This window comes from Parenemella sanctibonifatiensis (genome assembly GCF_002250565.1).
In the GTDB taxonomy this organism is placed as follows: Bacteria; Actinomycetota; Actinomycetes; order Propionibacteriales; family Propionibacteriaceae; genus Parenemella; species Parenemella sanctibonifatiensis.
Genome location: NZ_NMVJ01000007.1, coordinates 1 through 16,806, shown reverse-complemented (window position 1 = coordinate 16,806; position 16,806 = coordinate 1). Strand labels below are relative to the sequence as shown.

General features: G+C 67.9%; 14 protein-coding genes. 7 read left to right on the top strand and 7 right to left on the bottom strand.

The genetic code is table 11. From position 1 onward, the window contains the following. Position 1: 1 nt before the first annotated feature. Positions 2 to 964 (top strand): hydroxyacid dehydrogenase, encoded by a 963-nt coding sequence (locus CGZ91_RS08285; RefSeq protein WP_094454217.1) that lies wholly within the window; start codon positions 2 to 4, stop codon positions 962 to 964. 22 nt (positions 965 to 986) lie between these two features. Here CGZ91_RS08285 and CGZ91_RS14280 read toward each other — a convergent pair whose 3' ends face one another. Further along, positions 987 to 1,709, bottom strand: coding sequence for a dihydrofolate reductase family protein (locus CGZ91_RS14280; RefSeq protein ID WP_179229283.1), 723 nt, complete (start codon positions 1,707 to 1,709; stop codon positions 987 to 989). A gap of 57 nt (positions 1,710 to 1,766) precedes the next feature. Between CGZ91_RS14280 and CGZ91_RS14275 the strand changes: the two genes are divergently transcribed. The 3 genes from CGZ91_RS14275 (at position 1,767) to CGZ91_RS08265 (ending at position 6,694) form a co-directional block, all read left to right on the top strand. Beyond that, complete coding sequence (locus CGZ91_RS14275; protein WP_179229282.1) at positions 1,767 to 2,612, top strand: hypothetical protein; 846 nt, start codon at positions 1,767 to 1,769, stop codon at positions 2,610 to 2,612. Further along, positions 2,605 to 5,664 carry an alpha-mannosidase gene (locus tag CGZ91_RS08270; RefSeq protein ID WP_094454211.1) on the top strand — a complete coding sequence of 1,020 codons (3,060 nt, stop codon included), beginning with the start codon at positions 2,605 to 2,607 and terminating at the stop codon, positions 5,662 to 5,664. Before CGZ91_RS14275 ends, CGZ91_RS08270 begins: the two co-directional genes overlap by 8 nt. Positions 5,665 to 6,091: 427 nt before the next feature. After that, on the top strand, positions 6,092 to 6,694 hold the full coding sequence (locus tag CGZ91_RS08265; protein WP_144276835.1) for a DUF4282 domain-containing protein: 603 nt from the start codon (positions 6,092 to 6,094) through the stop codon (positions 6,692 to 6,694). 79 nt (positions 6,695 to 6,773) lie between these two features. On the opposite strand, the gene CGZ91_RS08260 is transcribed toward CGZ91_RS08265, so the two are convergent. From CGZ91_RS08260 to alr, 4 genes are all read right to left on the bottom strand, one after another. Then, positions 6,774 to 8,096: a dihydrolipoamide acetyltransferase family protein gene (locus tag CGZ91_RS08260; protein ID WP_229116543.1), complete on the bottom strand. Its 1,323-nt coding sequence runs from the start codon at positions 8,094 to 8,096 to the stop codon at positions 6,774 to 6,776. A gap of 30 nt (positions 8,097 to 8,126) precedes the next feature. Continuing rightward, entirely contained in the window at positions 8,127 to 9,107 is a 981-nt protein-coding gene (locus tag CGZ91_RS08255) for an alpha-ketoacid dehydrogenase subunit beta (RefSeq protein ID WP_094454205.1), read from the bottom strand. Further along, a complete protein-coding gene (gene pdhA, locus CGZ91_RS08250) occupies positions 9,104 to 10,228 on the bottom strand; it encodes a pyruvate dehydrogenase (acetyl-transferring) E1 component subunit alpha (protein ID WP_229116524.1) in 1,125 nt (374 codons plus the stop codon). Before pdhA ends, CGZ91_RS08255 begins: the two co-directional genes overlap by 4 nt. Positions 10,229 to 11,296: 1,068 nt before the next feature. Then, entirely contained in the window at positions 11,297 to 12,418 is a 1,122-nt protein-coding gene (gene alr / locus CGZ91_RS08245; RefSeq protein ID WP_094454203.1) for an alanine racemase, read from the bottom strand. 521 nt (positions 12,419 to 12,939) lie between these two features. On the opposite strand from alr, the gene CGZ91_RS08240 reads away from it, so the two are divergent. Further along, entirely contained in the window at positions 12,940 to 13,611 is a 672-nt protein-coding gene (locus tag CGZ91_RS08240) for an EcsC family protein (protein ID WP_094451959.1), read from the top strand. A 2-nt stretch (positions 13,612 to 13,613) separates the two neighbouring features. Here CGZ91_RS08240 and CGZ91_RS14270 read toward each other — a convergent pair whose 3' ends face one another. Next, a complete protein-coding gene (locus CGZ91_RS14270; RefSeq protein ID WP_229116542.1) occupies positions 13,614 to 14,084 on the bottom strand; it encodes an endonuclease domain-containing protein in 471 nt (156 codons plus the stop codon). 638 nt (positions 14,085 to 14,722) lie between these two features. Here CGZ91_RS14270 and aat point away from each other — a divergent pair. Further along, on the top strand, positions 14,723 to 15,403 hold the full coding sequence (gene aat / locus CGZ91_RS08230) for a leucyl/phenylalanyl-tRNA--protein transferase (protein WP_094454199.1): 681 nt from the start codon (positions 14,723 to 14,725) through the stop codon (positions 15,401 to 15,403). Between the two features lie 365 nt (positions 15,404 to 15,768). Here aat and CGZ91_RS08225 read toward each other — a convergent pair whose 3' ends face one another. Next, the gene (locus CGZ91_RS08225; protein WP_094454197.1) at positions 15,769 to 16,434 is read right to left on the bottom strand and encodes an SPFH domain-containing protein; all 666 of its coding nucleotides are present in this window, start codon (positions 16,432 to 16,434) and stop codon (positions 15,769 to 15,771) included. 161 nt (positions 16,435 to 16,595) lie between these two features. Between CGZ91_RS08225 and CGZ91_RS14265 the strand changes: the two genes are divergently transcribed. Then, a partial coding sequence (locus CGZ91_RS14265; RefSeq protein WP_179229280.1) for a transposase occupies positions 16,596 to 16,806 on the top strand: 211 nt, incomplete at its 3' end.

Below are 16,806 nucleotides of genomic sequence, written 5' to 3'. Positions count from 1 at the left end.
CATGCGCATCCTCAGCCTCATCAAGCCCGACACCCGACGCACTGTCTTCACCGACCAGGCGTGGGCCCAGCTCGGCGACGTCGTCGAACTGGTCGACCCGCACGACACCGCAGCGGCGGTCGACGCCGCCGCCGGCGCCGAGGTGATCCTGACCTCCTGGGGCAGCCCCCGGGTCGACACCGAGGTGATCGCCGCAGCCAAGCCGGCCGTGCTGCTGCATGCCGCCGGCTCGGTGAAGCCGGTCGTCAGTGACGCCCTGTGGCAGTCCGGAGCTCGGGTCACCTCGGCGGTGAAGCCGCTCGGTGAGGGGGTCGCCGAGACCGCGCTGGGCCTGACCATCGTGGGCCGCAAGAACATTGTCGCGACTGGTGCCGAGGTCGCCGCCGGCGGCTGGAGTCGCGACGGGGTCGGTGAGGTCAACGACATCCGGGTCGGCGTGCTCGGCGCCGGCTGGGTGGGGCGCCACTACCTCAAGTTGATGGGCAATTTCGAGGTGGAGCGGGCGGTGTACGACCCCTACCTCAGCGAGTCCGACGCCGCCGCGATGGGAGCGATCAAGCTCGACCTGGACGAACTACTCGCGACCAGCCAGGTGGTCTCGGTCCACGCCCCCGAGCTGCCCGCCACCCGCCACATGCTCAATGCCGAGACGCTGGCGCTGCTGCAGCCGGGCACGGTGCTCGTCAACACCTCCCGCGGCTCCCTCATCGACGAGAAGGCGTTGACGGCTCGGCTCCAGCAGGGCGATCTGGGACCGGTCTTCCTCGACGTCTTCGACCCCGAGCCGCCCGCCGCGGATCATCCGCTGCGGACCTTGGCCCACGCCACCCCGCACCTGGCGGGGCTGGCAGGCAACGGTCGGTTGCGGATCGGTCGCCACATCGTCGCCGAGTTGGAACGCTTCCGTGCCGGCGAGCCGATGCTGTGCGAGGTCACCGCAGCCGACATGGATCGGGTGGCCTGAGGCGTACGTCCGCGGCCGTGCCTCAGCCCCGGTCGCGGGTCCACCGGGTGAACAGATGTTCCCCGACGGTGGTCGCGGCGAGCTGATGCCACCGCAGCGGCGTGATCGCGGGGCCGTGGCTGAGCCGCAGCCCGGGGCCGCCGACGACGGTGGGGGATATTGCCCAGTCCAACTCGTCGACCAGGTCGGCGGTGAAGAGTTCGGCCAGCAGGGTCGGGCCGCCCTCGGACAGCATGCGACGCCAGCCGCGCTCGTGCAGGTCGGCCACCATCCTCGGCAGATCCACCCAACTCTCGCCACAGACCAGCGTCTCGGCGTCCCCGAAATCAGCGGTGCAACTTGAGGGATGGACGACCAGCGGGTCGGCGGCGGCGAGCTCGGGTCGGCGCACGTCGACTCGGCCACGACGGGTCACGATGACCAGCCGCGGATCCGGCGCCATGCCCAGATCGGCCCGGTACTGCCGCCATTGCGGTGGGGTGATGAGCGGACCGTAGCCCTCCGCCTCGATGGTGCCGGCGCCCACGATCAGACAGTCCGCCATCGCGCGCAAGGCGGTCAGCAGCACCTGGTCCGCGCTGCCAGTCAGGTCGCCGACCCGCCCGTCGATCTGGGCGGCGCCGTCCAGACTGGTGACCATGTTGGCGCGCAGCCAACCGCGCTGGGCATCCTCGTCGTCGGTCCGGTCAGCCAGCGGATAGGCGTACGCCTGCGCGATCGCCTCGGGCGTCCATTCGGTCGTCATGGGTCCACGATCCCATGTCTCTCTCGGACTGAGATGGCCGCTGCGTAGAGTGCCGACATGGCGTTGCCCAAACTCCACGAGGTCAAGGACGAACCGGTGCTCGCGGCGGTCGCGCTGCTGTGGTTCGCGACACCGCTGGTGTGGCTGGTGCTGTTCGTGTTGGCCCTGGTCGGGGTGGCGGTGCCCGACTTCCTGTTGTGGCTGTTCGGCCTGCCGGCCGCTCTGTTGGTCGCACTGCTCCTGTGGGGTGCAGTGTCGGGTCCCCGCAAGGATGAATGGCAACGCCTCGAGTTGCCCGAGGGGATGACCTACACCGCCGAGGTCACTGAACTGGCCCGTTTCGAGGCCGACCACTGGGGCGCCCACGAGCCGACTGGCCGGTCGGGGCCGATCCGGCACCTCATCATCGGCGAGGTGGACGGACGTCGATTCCTGCATCTGGAACGGGACACCATCAACTATGTGCTGGTGGAGATGGACGGCTGGTTGCCGCCGTTGCGGGTCTGGCTGGCCGTCACCATCGGCGCCAGGCCCGTCATCGATCTGGAGTCCGCCGAGTTCAACCGTCGATTCGCAGTCGAGGCCTGGGACAGGTCCCCGGTGGCGCAGCGGTATGCGCACCAGGTGATCAATCCGGTGATGATGACCTGGTTGATGTCCCGTGAGCCTGACGACTTCTGGATCAAGGGACGGTGGCTGGTGGACACCGCGGTGGGCCTGACCGCGGAGGACGTCCTCAAGAGTTCCCAACAGAAGGCCCAGTGGCTCGCCGAACTGGCCCGACACATCCCCAGCGCCAGCTACCGCGACTGGGCCCACCTTGAGGCGCAGTTGGCCGGCGTACCGGCCCTGACCACCGAGACTTCAGACCAGAGCGACGATTCACGGAGTAGCGATGCATGACCACCGGCCGATCCTGAACAAGCGGGTTGCCCGCCACCTCGGCGAGCGCATCATCCCGGCCATCAGCCGGGTGGTGGCACCGCTGACGATTGAGCACTGGGAGGTCACCGATGCCCCGGCCGCACCGGGGCAGGGCGACCCGGTCGACCACCAGACTGCGCTCGCGGCGACCTACACACCTTTCCAGACCGGTACGCCGTGGGGCCCGGCCTGGGGCACCACCTGGTTCCGACTCACTGGAGCAGTCCCCACCGAGGCAGCCGACCTGCCCCTGGAACTGGAGATCGACCTGGGGTGGGACCGTGGCGCCGGGCCCGGTTTCCAGGCAGAAGGGCTGGCGCTGCGACCCGACGGTTCTGTGATCAAGGCGCTCAACCCGCGCAACGCCTGGTTGCCGGTCGAGGCCGACGACCAGGGCCGGATCGAGGTCTACATCGAGGCGGCCGCCAACCCGATCGTCAGCCGACAGGGGCCTACCGAGCTGGGTGACGTGCTGACCGCCGGCCGGGACCCGCGCTACGTCTTTGCCCGGGCTGACCTCGTCGAGGTGCGCGCCGAGGTACGCGCGCTGGCCGCTGACCTGGCGACACTGTCGGGCCTGGCCGCGACCCTGCCGGAGGACTCCGGCCACCGCGCCGGCCTCGACATCACACTGGACCGGGCGATCGACCAGCTCGACCCCAACGACATTCCCGGCACCGCCGCCGCGGCTCGGGCCGATCTCGCCGAAGCACTGGCGACCCCGGCCCACCCGAGCGCTCACCGGGCGTACGCCGTCGGTCACGCCCACATCGACTCGGCCTGGCTGTGGCCGCTGCGGGAAACCCGCCGCAAGGTCGCCCGAACGGTCGCCAACCAGCTCCAGCTGATCGAGTCCGGCGATCACCCCGAGCACCTGTTCGTGTTGCCGGCCGCCCAGCATGCGGCCTGGCTCGCCGAGGATCAGCCCGAACTGTTTGCCCGCCTCAAGGAGCAGGTGGCCGCCGGCCGGATCATCCCGGTCGGAGGCATGTGGGTGGAGTCGGATGCCAACCTGCCCGGCGGTGAGGCGTTCGTACGCCAGCTCGTCGAGGGCACCAGCTGGTTCGACGAACACCTCGGCAAGCGGTGCCGCGGCGTCTGGCTGCCGGACTCCTTCGGATATGCCGCCGCCCTGCCGCAGCTGGCGAAGCTGGCCGGGATGGACTGGTTCCTGACTCAGAAGATCTCCTGGAACCAGATCAATGACTTCCCCCACCACACCTTCTGGTGGGAGGGCATCGACGGCTCGCGGATCTTCACCCACTTCCCGCCGGTCGACACCTACAACGCGACGTTGGCCCCCGCCGAGCTGCACCACGCCGCCACCAACTTCCGCGACAAGGGCCGCGCCCAGTCCTCGCTGGTGCCCTACGGTTACGGCGACGGCGGTGGTGGCCCGACCCGCGAGATGATCGAACAGGCCCGTCGCAGCGCTGACCTGGCCGGGTCGCCGCAGATCCGCATCGCCGACCCTGATGACTTCTTTGCCCAAGCGATGGCGGAGTACGCCGACGCCCCGACCTGGGTGGGGGAGCTCTATCTGGAGTTGCACCGCGGCACGTTCACCAGTCAGGTCGAGGTGAAGCGCACCAATCGGATCAGCGAGTCGCTGCTGCACTCAGCTGAAGCGTGGTCCGCGATCGCGGCGATCCGAGCCGGTCACCCCTACCCGTACGAGGAACTGCAGCGGATCTGGCGCGACGTACTGCTCTTCCAGTTCCACGACATCCTGCCCGGCTCCTCGATCGCCTGGGTCTATCGCGAGGTGGTCGCCCGCGCCGAACAGCTGCACCGCGACCTCCGCGACATCATCGACCAAGCTCAGCGTGCCCTGGGTGGGGGCTGGTTCAACCCGGCACCCTACGCCCGCGCGGGCATCCCGGCGTACGGCTCCGGCACCCCCGACGCGGGCTTCGACCAGCACGTCACCCCGCAGCGGGACGGTAGCGATCTGCTGCTCGACAACGGCACCCTGCGGGTCCGGATCGACGCCCGCGGCCTGGTGACCTCGCTGGTCGACCTGCGGGCAGGCCGGGAACTGATCCCGGCCGGCGAGGCCGGCAACCTGCTGCAGCTGCACCACGATTTCCCCAACGCCTGGGATGCCTGGGACATCGACGAGGCCCACCGCCACACCGTGATCGACCTCAACGACGCCGACCAGGTCGAGGTGGACGGCACCACCATCCGGGTGCGCCGCCACCACGGCGACTCGGCCTTCGTGCAGGAGCTGCGGCTGCCGACCAGCGGCGACGAGCTCGAACTGGATTTGCAGATCGACTGGCAGCAGCAGGACACCTTGTGCAAGCTCGCGTTCCCGCTGGACGTCCACACCGACCACGCCCGGTTCGAAGTGCAGTTCGGCCACCTGACTCGGCCCACCCACACCAACACCAGCTGGGATCACGCCCGTTTCGAGGTGAACGCGCACCGCTTCGTCCATCTCGGCGAGCCCGACTATCAGGTCGCGATCGCCAACACCGGCAGTTACGGCTGGGACGTACGCCGCTGCGCCAAGCCCACGGGTGGCACCTATTCGGTGGTGCGCGCCAGCGTGGTGCGGGGGCCGCGCTATCCGGACCCGCGCGCCGACCAAGGCGTACACCGATGGAACTGGCGGCTGGCGCCGGGCCGCGACGTCGCCGGTGCCGCCGAACTGGGACACCACCTCAACCTGCCGCTGGAGCAGGCGGCCGGTGCTGGAGGGGCTGCCGACGAGGGCCCGCTGGTGCGTTTGGACGGGGCCGTGCTGGAGACGATCAAGCTGGCCCGCGACCGCAGCGGCGACCTGGTGCTGCGGCTCTACGAGGCCACCGGCAACCGACGTAGCGCCGTGCTGACCGGCGATCTGGCGTTGGATCAGGTGCGCGAGGTGGACCTGCTGGAGCACGACTTCGACGACCGTTCCCCACTGGTGACCGCCGCGGTGGTGACCGCCAGCGCGGACCGGATCGAGCTGGATCTGCGACCGTTCCAGGTGGTGACGTTGCGGATTCCCGCCGGCGCCGCCGCGGCACGCCGCCGATCCTGACGTTGACAACGGCAGGACCCCGCACTTCGTGCGGGACCGTACTGCGTGGCGGCGCCCCGCCCTGAGGTGTCCGCGTCTGGCAATCGTCGATTGCAGTACGTCTCCTGCGCACGGCCTGGCTGGACATTTCGGGGCGGACCCCAACCGGGCCAGCCCGACGGCAACTCCCGCCAGCACCTGCCGCCGGCAGCTCCAGCCGCCCACAGTCCCATCCCGTTGTTGGCCGACCCGCCCTGAAGTGTCTGCGTCTGGCAATCGCCGATTGCAATACGCCTTCCGCGCCCGGGCTGGCTGGACATTTCAGGGCGGACCCCAACCGAGCCAGAGCTGAACGGCGTCGGGCCAGCAGCGATTATTTCTGCGGACTTATCGGCTTTTCAGCCGGTTGGGTTCTGCGGTGACGCCCCGGACAGGCACAATGGGGCCCATGTCTCAGGATAATTTCGGCCAGAGTGGCTACGGCCAGGGTGGCTATGACCAGAACCAGAACCAGGGCCCGAACCCGGGCGGCTACTCGCCCAACCCTGGCCAGGGCGGCTACGGGCAGCCGAGCGCGAGCGGTTTCGACTCCGCCTCGCAGTACCCCTCGAGCGCTGCTTCAGCCTCCTACCCGTCCGACCAGGGTGGCTACGGGCAGCAGCCTGCCCCGAGCAGCAACCCGTATGCGGCGTCGATGTACAACTCGCCGGTCGGCGGTGAGGACGACGACCTGGACGAGAACCCGTTCACCGCGATGTTCGACTTCTCCTTCCAGAAGTTCGCAACCCCGTCGCTGATCAAGATCGCCTACATCCTGTGGATCGTGCTGTCTGCACTCGGCGCGCTGTCCTACGTCGGCATCATCTTCATCGGCATGGCGGTCAACGACCAGGCTGGTCTGGGCATCCTGCTCTCGTTGCTCGCGCTGGTGGGCTTCGCCATCGGGTTCTTCCTCTACACGGCGCTGATCCGGATGAGCCTGGAAGCGCTGATCGCGACCGTGCGCACCGCGCAGGAAGTCCGCAAGATCCGCATCAAGCTCGAGGGCTGACCTCCAGCACTCACGCAACACCAAGGGGATGGGCATCGCGCCCATCCCCTTCGTGTTGCTCGGACGCCGGCGAGGCGCCTCAGTAGATCATCGCCAGTGCCGGATCGCGCAGCAGCCCGGCCAGGTCCTTGAGGAAGAGCGATGCCTGCTCACCGTCGATGACGCGGTGGTCGAAGGTCATCGACACCGTCGTCACCCAGCGCGGCTCGATCCGCTCATCGGCGCCCGTACCGAGGACCCAGGGCCGCCGTTCGATCGAGCCCATCGCTACGATCACGGTCTCGTCCGGGTTGAGGATCGCCGTGCCCGAATCGACACCGAAGACGCCGACATTGGTCAATGTGATGGTGCCGTGGGCGTAGTCGCGGGGCTGCAGCTTGCCGGCGCGTGCGGTCGCCACCAGGTCGGTCACCTGCTGGGCCAGCTCCAGCAGCGTCAACTGCTCGGCGCCCTTGATGTTGGGCACCATCAGGCCACGTGGAGTCGCGGCGGCAATACCCATGTTGACCTGGCCGTGCTGGACGATCTCCCGATTCTTCTCATCCCAGGTCGCGTTCAACTCCGGATGCTTCTTCAGGGTCAGGCAGATCGCGCGGATGTAGACCAGCAGGGGCGTCACGCGTACGTCGCGGAACTCCCGACGCGCCTTGAGCTGTTCCACCAACTCCATCGTGTTGGACACGTCGAAGGTGATCCACTCTGACGCATGGGGCGCCGAATAGAACGACTTCACCATCGCGTCGGCGGTCGCCTTGCGTACGCCCTTGACCGGGATGCGGGTCTCCTTGCCGGTGCCGGGATTGGCCAGCGCCCGGTCGATGTCCTCGCGGGTGATGGTGCCGTCGGGGCCAGTCGGGCTGACCTCGGCGAGGTCGACGCCGCGTTCCCGGGCGTACTTGCGGACCGGCGGCTTGGCCTTGGGGCGGTCTGCGCCCGAGTCGACCCGTTCGGGAACGCCTGGGCTGGGCAGCGGCTCGCCGGCCTGCCAGCGATTCGCCTCCGGCTCGAAGGGGGTGACGTCGTCGGAGCGCCGCCCCACCGGGCCGGTGTAGTCCAGTGACTGCTGGATCAGCTCGTGCTCGGGGCTGGGATCCTTCTCACGCCGGGGCCGACGCTTGGGACCGCGGCCGGTTGAGCCGTAGCCGACCAGATTGGGCCCGGAGCCCTCGGGGGCCTCATCCTCACCGTCGTCGATGGTGATGATCGGCGTGCCGACCTCGACGGTCTGGCCCTCCTCGACGAGGAACTTGACCACGGTGCCGGCGTACGGGCTTGGCAGTTCCACCAACGACTTGCTGGTCTCGATCTCCAACAGCACGTCGTTGACCTTGACCTCGTCACCGACGGCGACCCGCCAGGAAACGATGTCGGCCTCGACCAGGCCCTCGCCGGGATCCGGCAGTCGAAAATCCTTCATGACGTCTCCAATGGGTCAGTACGACAGGCTCTCGTCGACCGCGTCCAGAACGCGATCGAGGGTGGGCAGATAGTCCTCTTCCACCCGGCTGGGAGGGTACGCGATGTCCGGCGCCGTGACGCGGAGCACGGGCGCCTCCAGCTCGAAATAGCATTCCTGGCTGATCCGAGCGGCGAGCTCGGCGCCCAGTCCCAACGTCTTGTACGCCTCGTGCACCACGACCACGCGACCGGTGCGGCGCGCACTCGCGAGCAGGGTAGGGGTGTCGATCGGGGACAACGTACGCAGGTCGACCACCTCGACGTTGCGGCCCTCCTCGGCGGCGATCTCGGCCGCCTCCAGGCAGGTCTTCACCATCGGGCCCCAGGACAGCAGGGTGACGTCGGTGCCGGACCGGACGATCTTGGCTTGGTGCAGCGGCGGCGGCGCCATCGAGGTGTCAACCTCGCCCTTGTCGTGGTAGCGCCGCTTCGGCTCGAGGAAGATGACTGGGTCCGAGGATGCGATGGCCTGCTGGATCATCCAGTACGCGTCGTTCGGGTTGGAGCAGGACACCACCTTGAGGCCCGGGGTGTGGCAGAAGTAGGTTTCGGGCGATTCGGAGTGGTGTTCCACGGAGCCGATTCCGCCACCGGTTGGGATCCGGATCACGACTGGCATCGGCGTACGCCCGTGGGTTCGGCCATACATCCGGGACAACTGGGTGGTGATCTGGTTGAACGCCGGAAAGACGAAACCGTCAAACTGGATTTCACACACTGGTCGATAGCCGCGCAGCGCCATGCCGATCGCGGTGCCGACGATGCCGGACTCGGCCAGCGGGGAGTCGACCACCCGGTCCTCGCCGAAGTCCTTCTGGAGACCCTCGGTGATCCGGAACACGCCGCCCAGCTTGCCGATGTCCTCACCGGCGAGCAGCACCTTCGGGTCCGCCTCGAGCGCCCGGCGCAGGCCCGCGTTGATGGCCTTGCCCAGGGTCATGGTGGTCACGCTCATGCGTCTCCCTCGAAGCTCGCGGCGTACGCCTCGTATTCCTCAAGCTGGTCGGTGAGCTCCCCGGTCTGCTCGACGTAGGTCTCGGTGAACGTACGCGCCAGGTCCGGTTCGGGTAGCGTACGGCAGCCCTCCCGCAGGTCGACGCCGAGTTGGTCGCCCTGTTCCTCCAAGTCGGCCAGGTCCGCGTCGGTGAGCAGGTCGCGGCTGCGCAGATAGGTTTCCAGGCGGGCGATCGGATCGCGGCCGCGCCAGTGGTCCTCCTCCTCGCGGAGGCGGTACTTGGTCGGGTCGTCGGCGGTGGTGTGGGCGCCCATCCGGTAGGTGAAGGCCTCGATCATGACCGGGCCCTGGCCCGAGCGGGCGTGCCGCATCGCCCAGTCGGTGACGGCGTGAACGGCCAGCGCGTCATTGCCGTCGACGCGGACGCTGGGGATGCCGAAGCCGGTTGCTCGGCGGTAGAGCGGGATGCGTGACTGGCGTTCGATGGGCTCGGAGATCGCCCACTGGTTGTTCTGGCAGAAGAAGACCACCGGTGCTTGGTAGGAGGCGGCAAAGACCATCGACTCGTTGACGTCGCCTTGGCTGATGGCGCCGTCACCGAAGTACGCCAGCACGGCACCGCTGGTGTCGGGGTCCTCGTGGCCGACCAGTCCGTCCATCTGCATCGCCATGGCATACCCGGTGGCGTGCAGGGTTTGGGCGCCGATGACGAGCGTGTAGGGGTGGAAGCGGTACTTGGCGGGGTCCCAGCCCGACATGGCGGTGCCGCGGAAGAGGCCGAGCAGATCGACCGGGGGCAGCCCGATCACCCAGGCGACGCCGTGTTCGCGGTAGCTGGGAAAGACGTAGTCGTGGCGGCCGACGGTATGGCCCGATCCGATCTGGGCAGCCTCCTGGCCGAGTAGCGGGGTCCACAGGCCGAGCTCGCCCTGTCGCTGCAGGGCAGTTGCTTCGCGATCGAGGCGTCGCGTCATGAACATGTCGCGGTGGAAGTCGACCAGCAGGCTGTCGTCGCCGGTGAAGCTGAAGTCGGAGTGCTCGACGCGGACGCCGTCCGGGGTGAGCAACTGGACGGGTTCCCCGCGGTCCTCAAAGGATCCTGGTGTCGAACTGTCCCTCACGTGGCCTCCTGAATGTCCGTCCTTCACGCTAGCAGCGGCCAACCGGGCAAGATCGTGCGAATTGCACAAGGCCACGGCAGCCAGTTTGTCCGTGCCCACAGGTCCACTCCGGGGCGTTGGGCATCAGCGCCCACCTTTCCCATGGCTGCCAGCACACAGGCGCCATTTGTCGGCGCTCGCGCCGGCGCACGGTCACCGGCCACCCCGGCGTGACCTGCGCCGCACCTCGCCTCGGCCGCCGTCACACCGATGGGTGCGGCTTGGTTGTGCGCAGTTGGTTGTCGGGCTCTGCAACGTCCATCGTGGTCTGCTGCGGTCTGCGATGGGCGACTCGTGTGTGTCTGGGGTGGACGTTGCAGGGGAGTCTGGCCGGCTTGCGTTGTACCGATGGGGTGCGGCTTGGGTTGTGCGCGGTCGGTTGGCGGGCTCTGCAACGTCCATTGGAGTCTGCTGCGGTCTGCGGTGGACGTTGCAGGGGAGTCTGGCCGGGCGGCTCCTGGCGACCGGCACCCGCGGGACGCCAGTCGACACGGCTACCCGGTCCGAGGCAGCTCCGAAGTGTCCTCCGGACACTGGTGGGAGTCGCCATGTGCAGTCGATGAGTGCCCGTGGCGGACGTTGCGGGGGAGTCCAAGCTGGCCAGGCCCGCCGGCGTACGGGGGCTCGACTCGTGGGCGGCTGTGCTCGAGACAGCCTCGTCCCGTCTCCATGGAGCGAACGTGACCGCGATGCGCCCGCCCGCCGGCCTGCCCGATCACGTCTGCCCCACCGAGTCCGCCGATCGCTGCCCTGCAACGTCGGTCAGAGCTGTCGGGAACTGCCATGCGCAATCCATGAGCGCCCGGGCCGGACGTCACAGGGGGTCCGGCCCGGTGTGAGGACGCGGGGGACCTTGTGACGCCGGGGGTGGGGACCTTGTGGCGCTGGGACTGCGGGCTCGAGCCTGGAGGATGCTGGGCCCGGCAATCCCGGGAATGTCCGCCAGCGCCGGCCGAGAGCTGCGATGCGCTCTCGATCGCTGCCTCCGGCGGACGTTGCAGAGTGCAGCCGCGGGAGTGGCGTGCCCGGTCAGACGTACTGGCGCGGGACTCGGTGTGAAATCAGGCAGGTGACCTCGTAGCTGATGGTGCCCATCCAGCTGGCGAGGTCGTCGGCGGTGATGCGGGTCTGTCCACTCGAGCCGATCAGGACCGCTTCGTCGCCAGGCGACGGATTCAGACCGGAGGCGACGACCTCGGTCAGGTCGATCATGGTCTGGTCCATGCACACGCGGCCCACGATCGGGCAATGATGCCCCGCCACCAACATGTGGCCGCGGTTCGATGCCTGTCGCGAGTACCCGTCGCCGTAGCCAACCGCCACGGTCCCGATCCACGTCGGCTCGCTGGCCTCCCATGTTGCGCCGTAGCCGACCCGCTCACCGGCCTCGATTCGCTTCACCTGCACCAGCGGCGCATACCAACTCAGAACCGGCCGGGTCCGCACCGTGCCCGGGGTCTCGGGACCTGGCCGGTACCCGTACGCCATGATCCCGGCGCGGACCAGTTCGCGCGCATCGCCCGGTCCTGTCCGGCCCAGATGAGCCATCAGGCCGGCCGAATTTGCGCTGTGCACCAAGTCCAGCTGTCGCCCAATCGCCACTTCCACGGCAGAAACTGCCTCCTGAAACCTTGCCAACTGGGCCCCGGTACGTTCGTCCGCGCCAGGATCGTCGGCGGTCGCCAGGTGGGTCGCGATGCCGACCAGTTCTACCTGCGACTCCTCCAACTTTCGGGCTACGTCGGCGGCATCCTGGGGGCGTACGCCGATCCGATGCATTCCGGTGTCGACCTTCAGGTGGACTCGTAGCCCGGCAGCACCGGACAGCCAGTCGAGCTCCGAATCGGCGATCATCACCTCGACGTCATGCTCGATTGCAGCCGGTACCTCATCAGGCAGCGTCACCGACAGTCGCAGGATCGGTAGATTCACCCCGGCCTTCCGCAACTCGATGGCCTCGGCCATCGTTGCCACGCCGAGCCTGTCGACGTCTCCCGAAGCCTCCAGTGCTCGCGCCACCTCGACTGCGCCGTGTCCGTACGCGTTGGCCTTCACCGCAACCAACAGGGAGCGGGGGCGTACCCGCTCAGCGAGGGCGGCCACGTTTGCGCGCAGGACGCCGAGGTCAATCTCGGCGCGAGTGCTGCTCATCGGGGTCTCCGTCCCAGTCTCTTTCGTGGAGCCGTTCCACCTTACCGAGCATCGCCCTGGAGCGAGTCGCTGGCGAAGGCTCGGCGCGGGTACTGGTGCTGGACAGTGGCGCAGCAACAGCCGATCTCTTGAACGGGATGCCCGCCACCCCACCCGGTCCGAATCGTCCGCCTCCCCGGGCCTGGGTGTGCGGATTGCGTCTGGCGATCCTCTGCACCGGACATTTCAGACTGCTGGGCGTCCGGGCTCAGCCCAAGGTCGTGGCCCACGTGGCCACCGCATCTGCCGCTTGCTCGCGTCCCCAGCAGTTCGAGGCTGGGGAGGGGGCTGCGTGAAGATCAACCTCAACACGTCTGCACGTCCGCTCCTCCCTGATCCGTCCTCCGCTGCCGCATGCGGAGGTCGGATTGCGATCGACAGGCGTCTGGGGCGGGCGTTGCAGGGTTGCGCAGGTCAGGGGTGTCCCTGAGGTGCGGTTTCGGAGGGTCCCGTAATCTGGCGGTGAAACGAGGGGAGTCCAGATGGCCAAGGTTGGCAAGGTTGTGTCGTCATTGGTGCCGATGATGGCGCCGCCCGCGTCCGGGGGCGTGCTGCGCAGGTTGCTCGACGCCGGTATCGGCGGGGTCGGTCCACTGCCTTCAGCCAAGCAGGCCGCAGGGCGGCACCTGCAGCACCACGCCGGCGATCACGACCGTGCCGTGGCCACACTCATCGCTCAGCACACCTCGCTGGCGGGAGCTCAGGGATTTGTGACCAATCTGGGTGGTTTCGCGACGGCCATCGTCGCGCTGCCGGCCAATGTGCTCGGGCTCGCCCTTCTACAGGTGCGGATGGTGGCGGCGATCGCCCACGTACGCGGTTATGACGTTGATGAGCCCCGGGTCAGGACCGCGCTGCTGATGTGCATGATGACCAACCTGTCCGCGCTGCAGGACGAGGACATCCCGCGGTCGGCGCTGTCAGTAGCCACCGCACCCGTGTTTGATCTGGCCCTGGACCGCCAGGTGTCCGACCGGGTTGCAGGGGAGATGGCTGCCGGGGTCGGCGGAAAGCGCCTGGCCGTCTTTGCTTCAAAGCGGATTCCGGTGGTGGGCGGTGCCGTGGGTCTGGTGGCCGACGGTTGGACGACGCAGCGGATCGGGCGTACGGCGGCCCGAGAGTTCGTGAGCCGGCGCCGCTCAGGTCAGCATTGAGGTCACACGAGCGTACGCCACCGGTTACGTCGGCGGCGATGGATGCCTTGGCGGACCATCCCCAGAATGTCGGCCAGAGCCTCGCCCCAGCCGTACATCACCTGTTTGCAGCTCAGCCGCACCACCGTGTATCCCAGAGCCGTCAGCCTACGGTCGCGTTCCCGATCGTCTTCGAACTGTTCCGGCGATGAATGAAACTCGACACCGTCCACCTCGATCACGAGCCGGTCGCCGATGATCATGTCAACCCGCCCCACCCCGTCGATCTCGACCTGACAGGTCAGCCGGATCCCCAGTGCACGGAGCCGCAGCCGCACCAACGTTTCGGTGCCAGACTCGCCCTTGTCCACTTTCTGCAGCAGCCGGTTGATCCACTTCGGTACGCCGGCTATCGCATCCAGGATCTGCGCGGTCGTCATCACTTCCTTCACCCGTATTGACTCGATGATGACGACAATCCACTCGGCTGGCATGCATTTCACGGCGCACCGCAGGGCCTGGGCCGGGCTGTCGATCCCGCTGTTGACTGGAGCGTGATCACCATGACCACGACAGCCGCCCCGTTGCCGATGCCCACGCTCAGGCCTGCGGATGTGGAGGGTGTGATGGATCGGAACGAACACGCCGTACTCGCCCAGCGCGCTGATGCACGACAGCGCACCGCCCTTTGTCACCGCAGTCACGACCTTTGAGTCGACTGGGCCCAGCGCGTACCAGCCTCGACGCAGCCGGGCGATCTCGCCCCGGCTGAGCGCCTTACGAATCTGCCAATCGCTCCATCCCTCCTCCTTCAGGTGCTTGGTCCGACAGATGACTCGGTTGTCTCGCATACCCACACCAGAGGCTCGCCAAGGCAAGTTTCGTCGGCCCCGGGCACATCTGTGGACAACACTTCTCGTCCGTTGCCGGCTGTGGACGACCCAGCCCGCCCTGAAGTGTCGCTGGAGGCAGCCGCCGATGGCGTACTGCAGTCGGCGCAGTCCTACGGCGGACATTGCCGCGGGCGCGTAACAATGGACCAGCCTGGAGTTCGCTGCTTGACTCCGAGGCTGCACAGGCTGGATGAGCAAGCGGAGGACAGATGCGACAGCGCCCCAGGACGGCGGGCGAGATGTTCACGCAGCCGCAGTGGTGGCCCGAGCGCGACCTGCTGTTCTTTTCGCCCGGCATTGACCTTGACGTCATGGTCGAGGGGTATCGGGCCGGAGTGTTCGCGATGCCGATCGACCCGGAGTCCTTCGACGACGACGCCGCGGTCCCCAACGACAGCCCGATCGGTTGGTGGTCGCCGCTCCGGCGTGGCGTGTTGCCCCTCACTGAGCTCAAGGTCAGCCGTTCCTTGCGTAAGTCCGCCAAGCACTACCAGGTCACCATCGACACCGACTTCGACGCGGTGGTACGCGCCTGCGCCAACCCCGACCGGACGGGGGCATGGATCAACTCACGTATGCGCGAGCTCTACCTCGAGCTCCACCACCGGGGCATCGCCCACAGCTTCGAAACCCGTACGCTCGCCGGTGAGTTGGTGGGAGGCCTGTACGGGATCAGCCTCGGCGGACTGTTCGCCGGCGAGTCGATGTTTCACCTGCCGCAGGGTAGGGACGCCTCCAAGGTCGCCCTGATCGGACTGGTCGACCATCTGGAGTCGACCTACGACGACACGAGCCAGACGCTCATCGACGTCCAGTGGCTGACCGATCACCTGGCCACGCTGGGCGCGATCGAGATCGACCGCGACGAGTACTTGGCCCGGCTGCCGGCGCTGCTGGCCGCGCCCAACCCCTGGCCGTGAGTCGACCGGGACCGCAGACCGGGTCCGGCTGACGGAGCCGGCAGTTCGGCACCTGAATGTCCGCGTGGGGCGGCGCCAGTCGCAATGCGCGGTGCACAGGGGTGTGCCCGGGACGTTTCAGAGGGGCGGCTGGTGGTCGGACCCCACCTCCGGAGCCGACGGGTGGTGGCCGATGTGACGTCTTGCCAGGTCTCCCTGAGATGTCCGCTTCCCGGCGGGGCCGCTTGCAATGCGCAGTCCGCGGCTGCGTGGCGGGGACGCTTCAGGGCCGCGGCCGGACGAGGTGAGTCCCCAAGCCGGACCGACCGTGGTCCCGCGGTCCCTGAATGAATCGGGTGGGGCCGCAGCATGCGGCCCCACCCGATTCAGCCTTGGTCGCTGTCGACCTCGACGTCGATGCCGTTGATGACGAGCTTGGTGCCCATCGGCATCGCCTCGAGCAGCTGAAGCCGTGCCAGCAGCGGGTGCTGCTCGAGCAGCTTCACGCTGTTGGCGCGGATCCGCAGTGTCGCTGCCTCAGAACGCGCCCGCTCCAGGTCAGCCTTCGCAGTCAGCTCCGCGATCGCGGTCGCCCGGTGTGCCTGCTCCAGGTCGTACGGTGCGCCGACATCCTTCAGGCTGACGTCCAGCACCTCCAGGCCCACCGCCGCGGCAGCTGCGAGCACCGCAGGCAACTGCTCGCTCAGGTCGACCTTGCGCTCCAGCACCTCCTCGAAGGTGAGGGAGGAGATCGCCTCCCGCAGCGCGATCTGGGTCGCGGCATAGACGCGGTTGCGCGGCTCGACGGACTCAGTGATGTAGGCCACCGGCTCCATCACCCGCGCCTCCACCACCGCGGACGCACGCACCGCCATGCCACCGGCAGTCGGGATCTCTTGGGGCTTGATCTCGATCGTGAAGGCGCGGCGGTCCACCAACGTGTACGTGCAGTCACGCTGGCGGCGGTGCCGCCCGGGGCCGAGCACGCGCACACCCTTGGCGCTGAACTCCAGCAGTGACTCGTAGGTATGGACAAAATCAGTACGAAACATCAGGCGCCTCCTCAGGACCGAACAGCGTGACGCGCCACCTCTGGGGACGTACACCGTGCGGGATGGCGCCGCAGGAACCAGACCCGCAGGTGGGGACTGCCCCGGGTTTGGTTGACATCGACAGCTCAGGTCCGTGAGGGCCTGGTGAGAGGATGTATGTCATGCCCAAGCCCCATCCCAAAGAGTTCCGTGATGATGTGGTCGCAGTTGCTCGCAGAGGGGAGGCCTCGATCGGTCAGATCGCCAAGGACTTCGGGATCAGCGAGTCCTGCCTGCGTAACTGGCTGTCGAAAGCTGACCGTGCTGATGCTCCGGCCGGGGACAATCGGTCCGCGGCCGAGCTGCGCGAGGCGAAGAAGCGGATCCGGTTGT

Bases quoted from the DNA above. Each gene is read 5' to 3' on its own strand.
- CGZ91_RS14270 (WP_229116542.1), bottom strand. From the start codon at position 14,084: ATGCCAGCCGAGTGGATTGTCGTCATCATCGAGTCAATACGGGTGAAG.
- CGZ91_RS08285 (WP_094454217.1), top strand. From the start codon at position 2: ATGCGCATCCTCAGCCTCATCAAGCCCGACACCCGACGCACTGTCTTC.
- alr (WP_094454203.1), bottom strand. From the start codon at position 12,418: ATGAGCAGCACTCGCGCCGAGATTGACCTCGGCGTCCTGCGCGCAAAC.
- CGZ91_RS08265 (WP_144276835.1), top strand. From the start codon at position 6,092: ATGTCTCAGGATAATTTCGGCCAGAGTGGCTACGGCCAGGGTGGCTAT.
- CGZ91_RS08240 (WP_094451959.1), top strand. From the start codon at position 12,940: ATGGCCAAGGTTGGCAAGGTTGTGTCGTCATTGGTGCCGATGATGGCG.
- CGZ91_RS08270 (WP_094454211.1), top strand. From the start codon at position 2,605: ATGCATGACCACCGGCCGATCCTGAACAAGCGGGTTGCCCGCCACCTC.
- CGZ91_RS14280 (WP_179229283.1), bottom strand. From the start codon at position 1,709: ATGACGACCGAATGGACGCCCGAGGCGATCGCGCAGGCGTACGCCTAT.
- aat (WP_094454199.1), top strand. From the start codon at position 14,723: ATGTTCACGCAGCCGCAGTGGTGGCCCGAGCGCGACCTGCTGTTCTTT.
- CGZ91_RS14275 (WP_179229282.1), top strand. From the start codon at position 1,767: ATGGCGTTGCCCAAACTCCACGAGGTCAAGGACGAACCGGTGCTCGCG.
- CGZ91_RS08225 (WP_094454197.1), bottom strand. From the start codon at position 16,434: ATGTTTCGTACTGATTTTGTCCATACCTACGAGTCACTGCTGGAGTTC.
- CGZ91_RS08255 (WP_094454205.1), bottom strand. From the start codon at position 9,107: ATGAGCGTGACCACCATGACCCTGGGCAAGGCCATCAACGCGGGCCTG.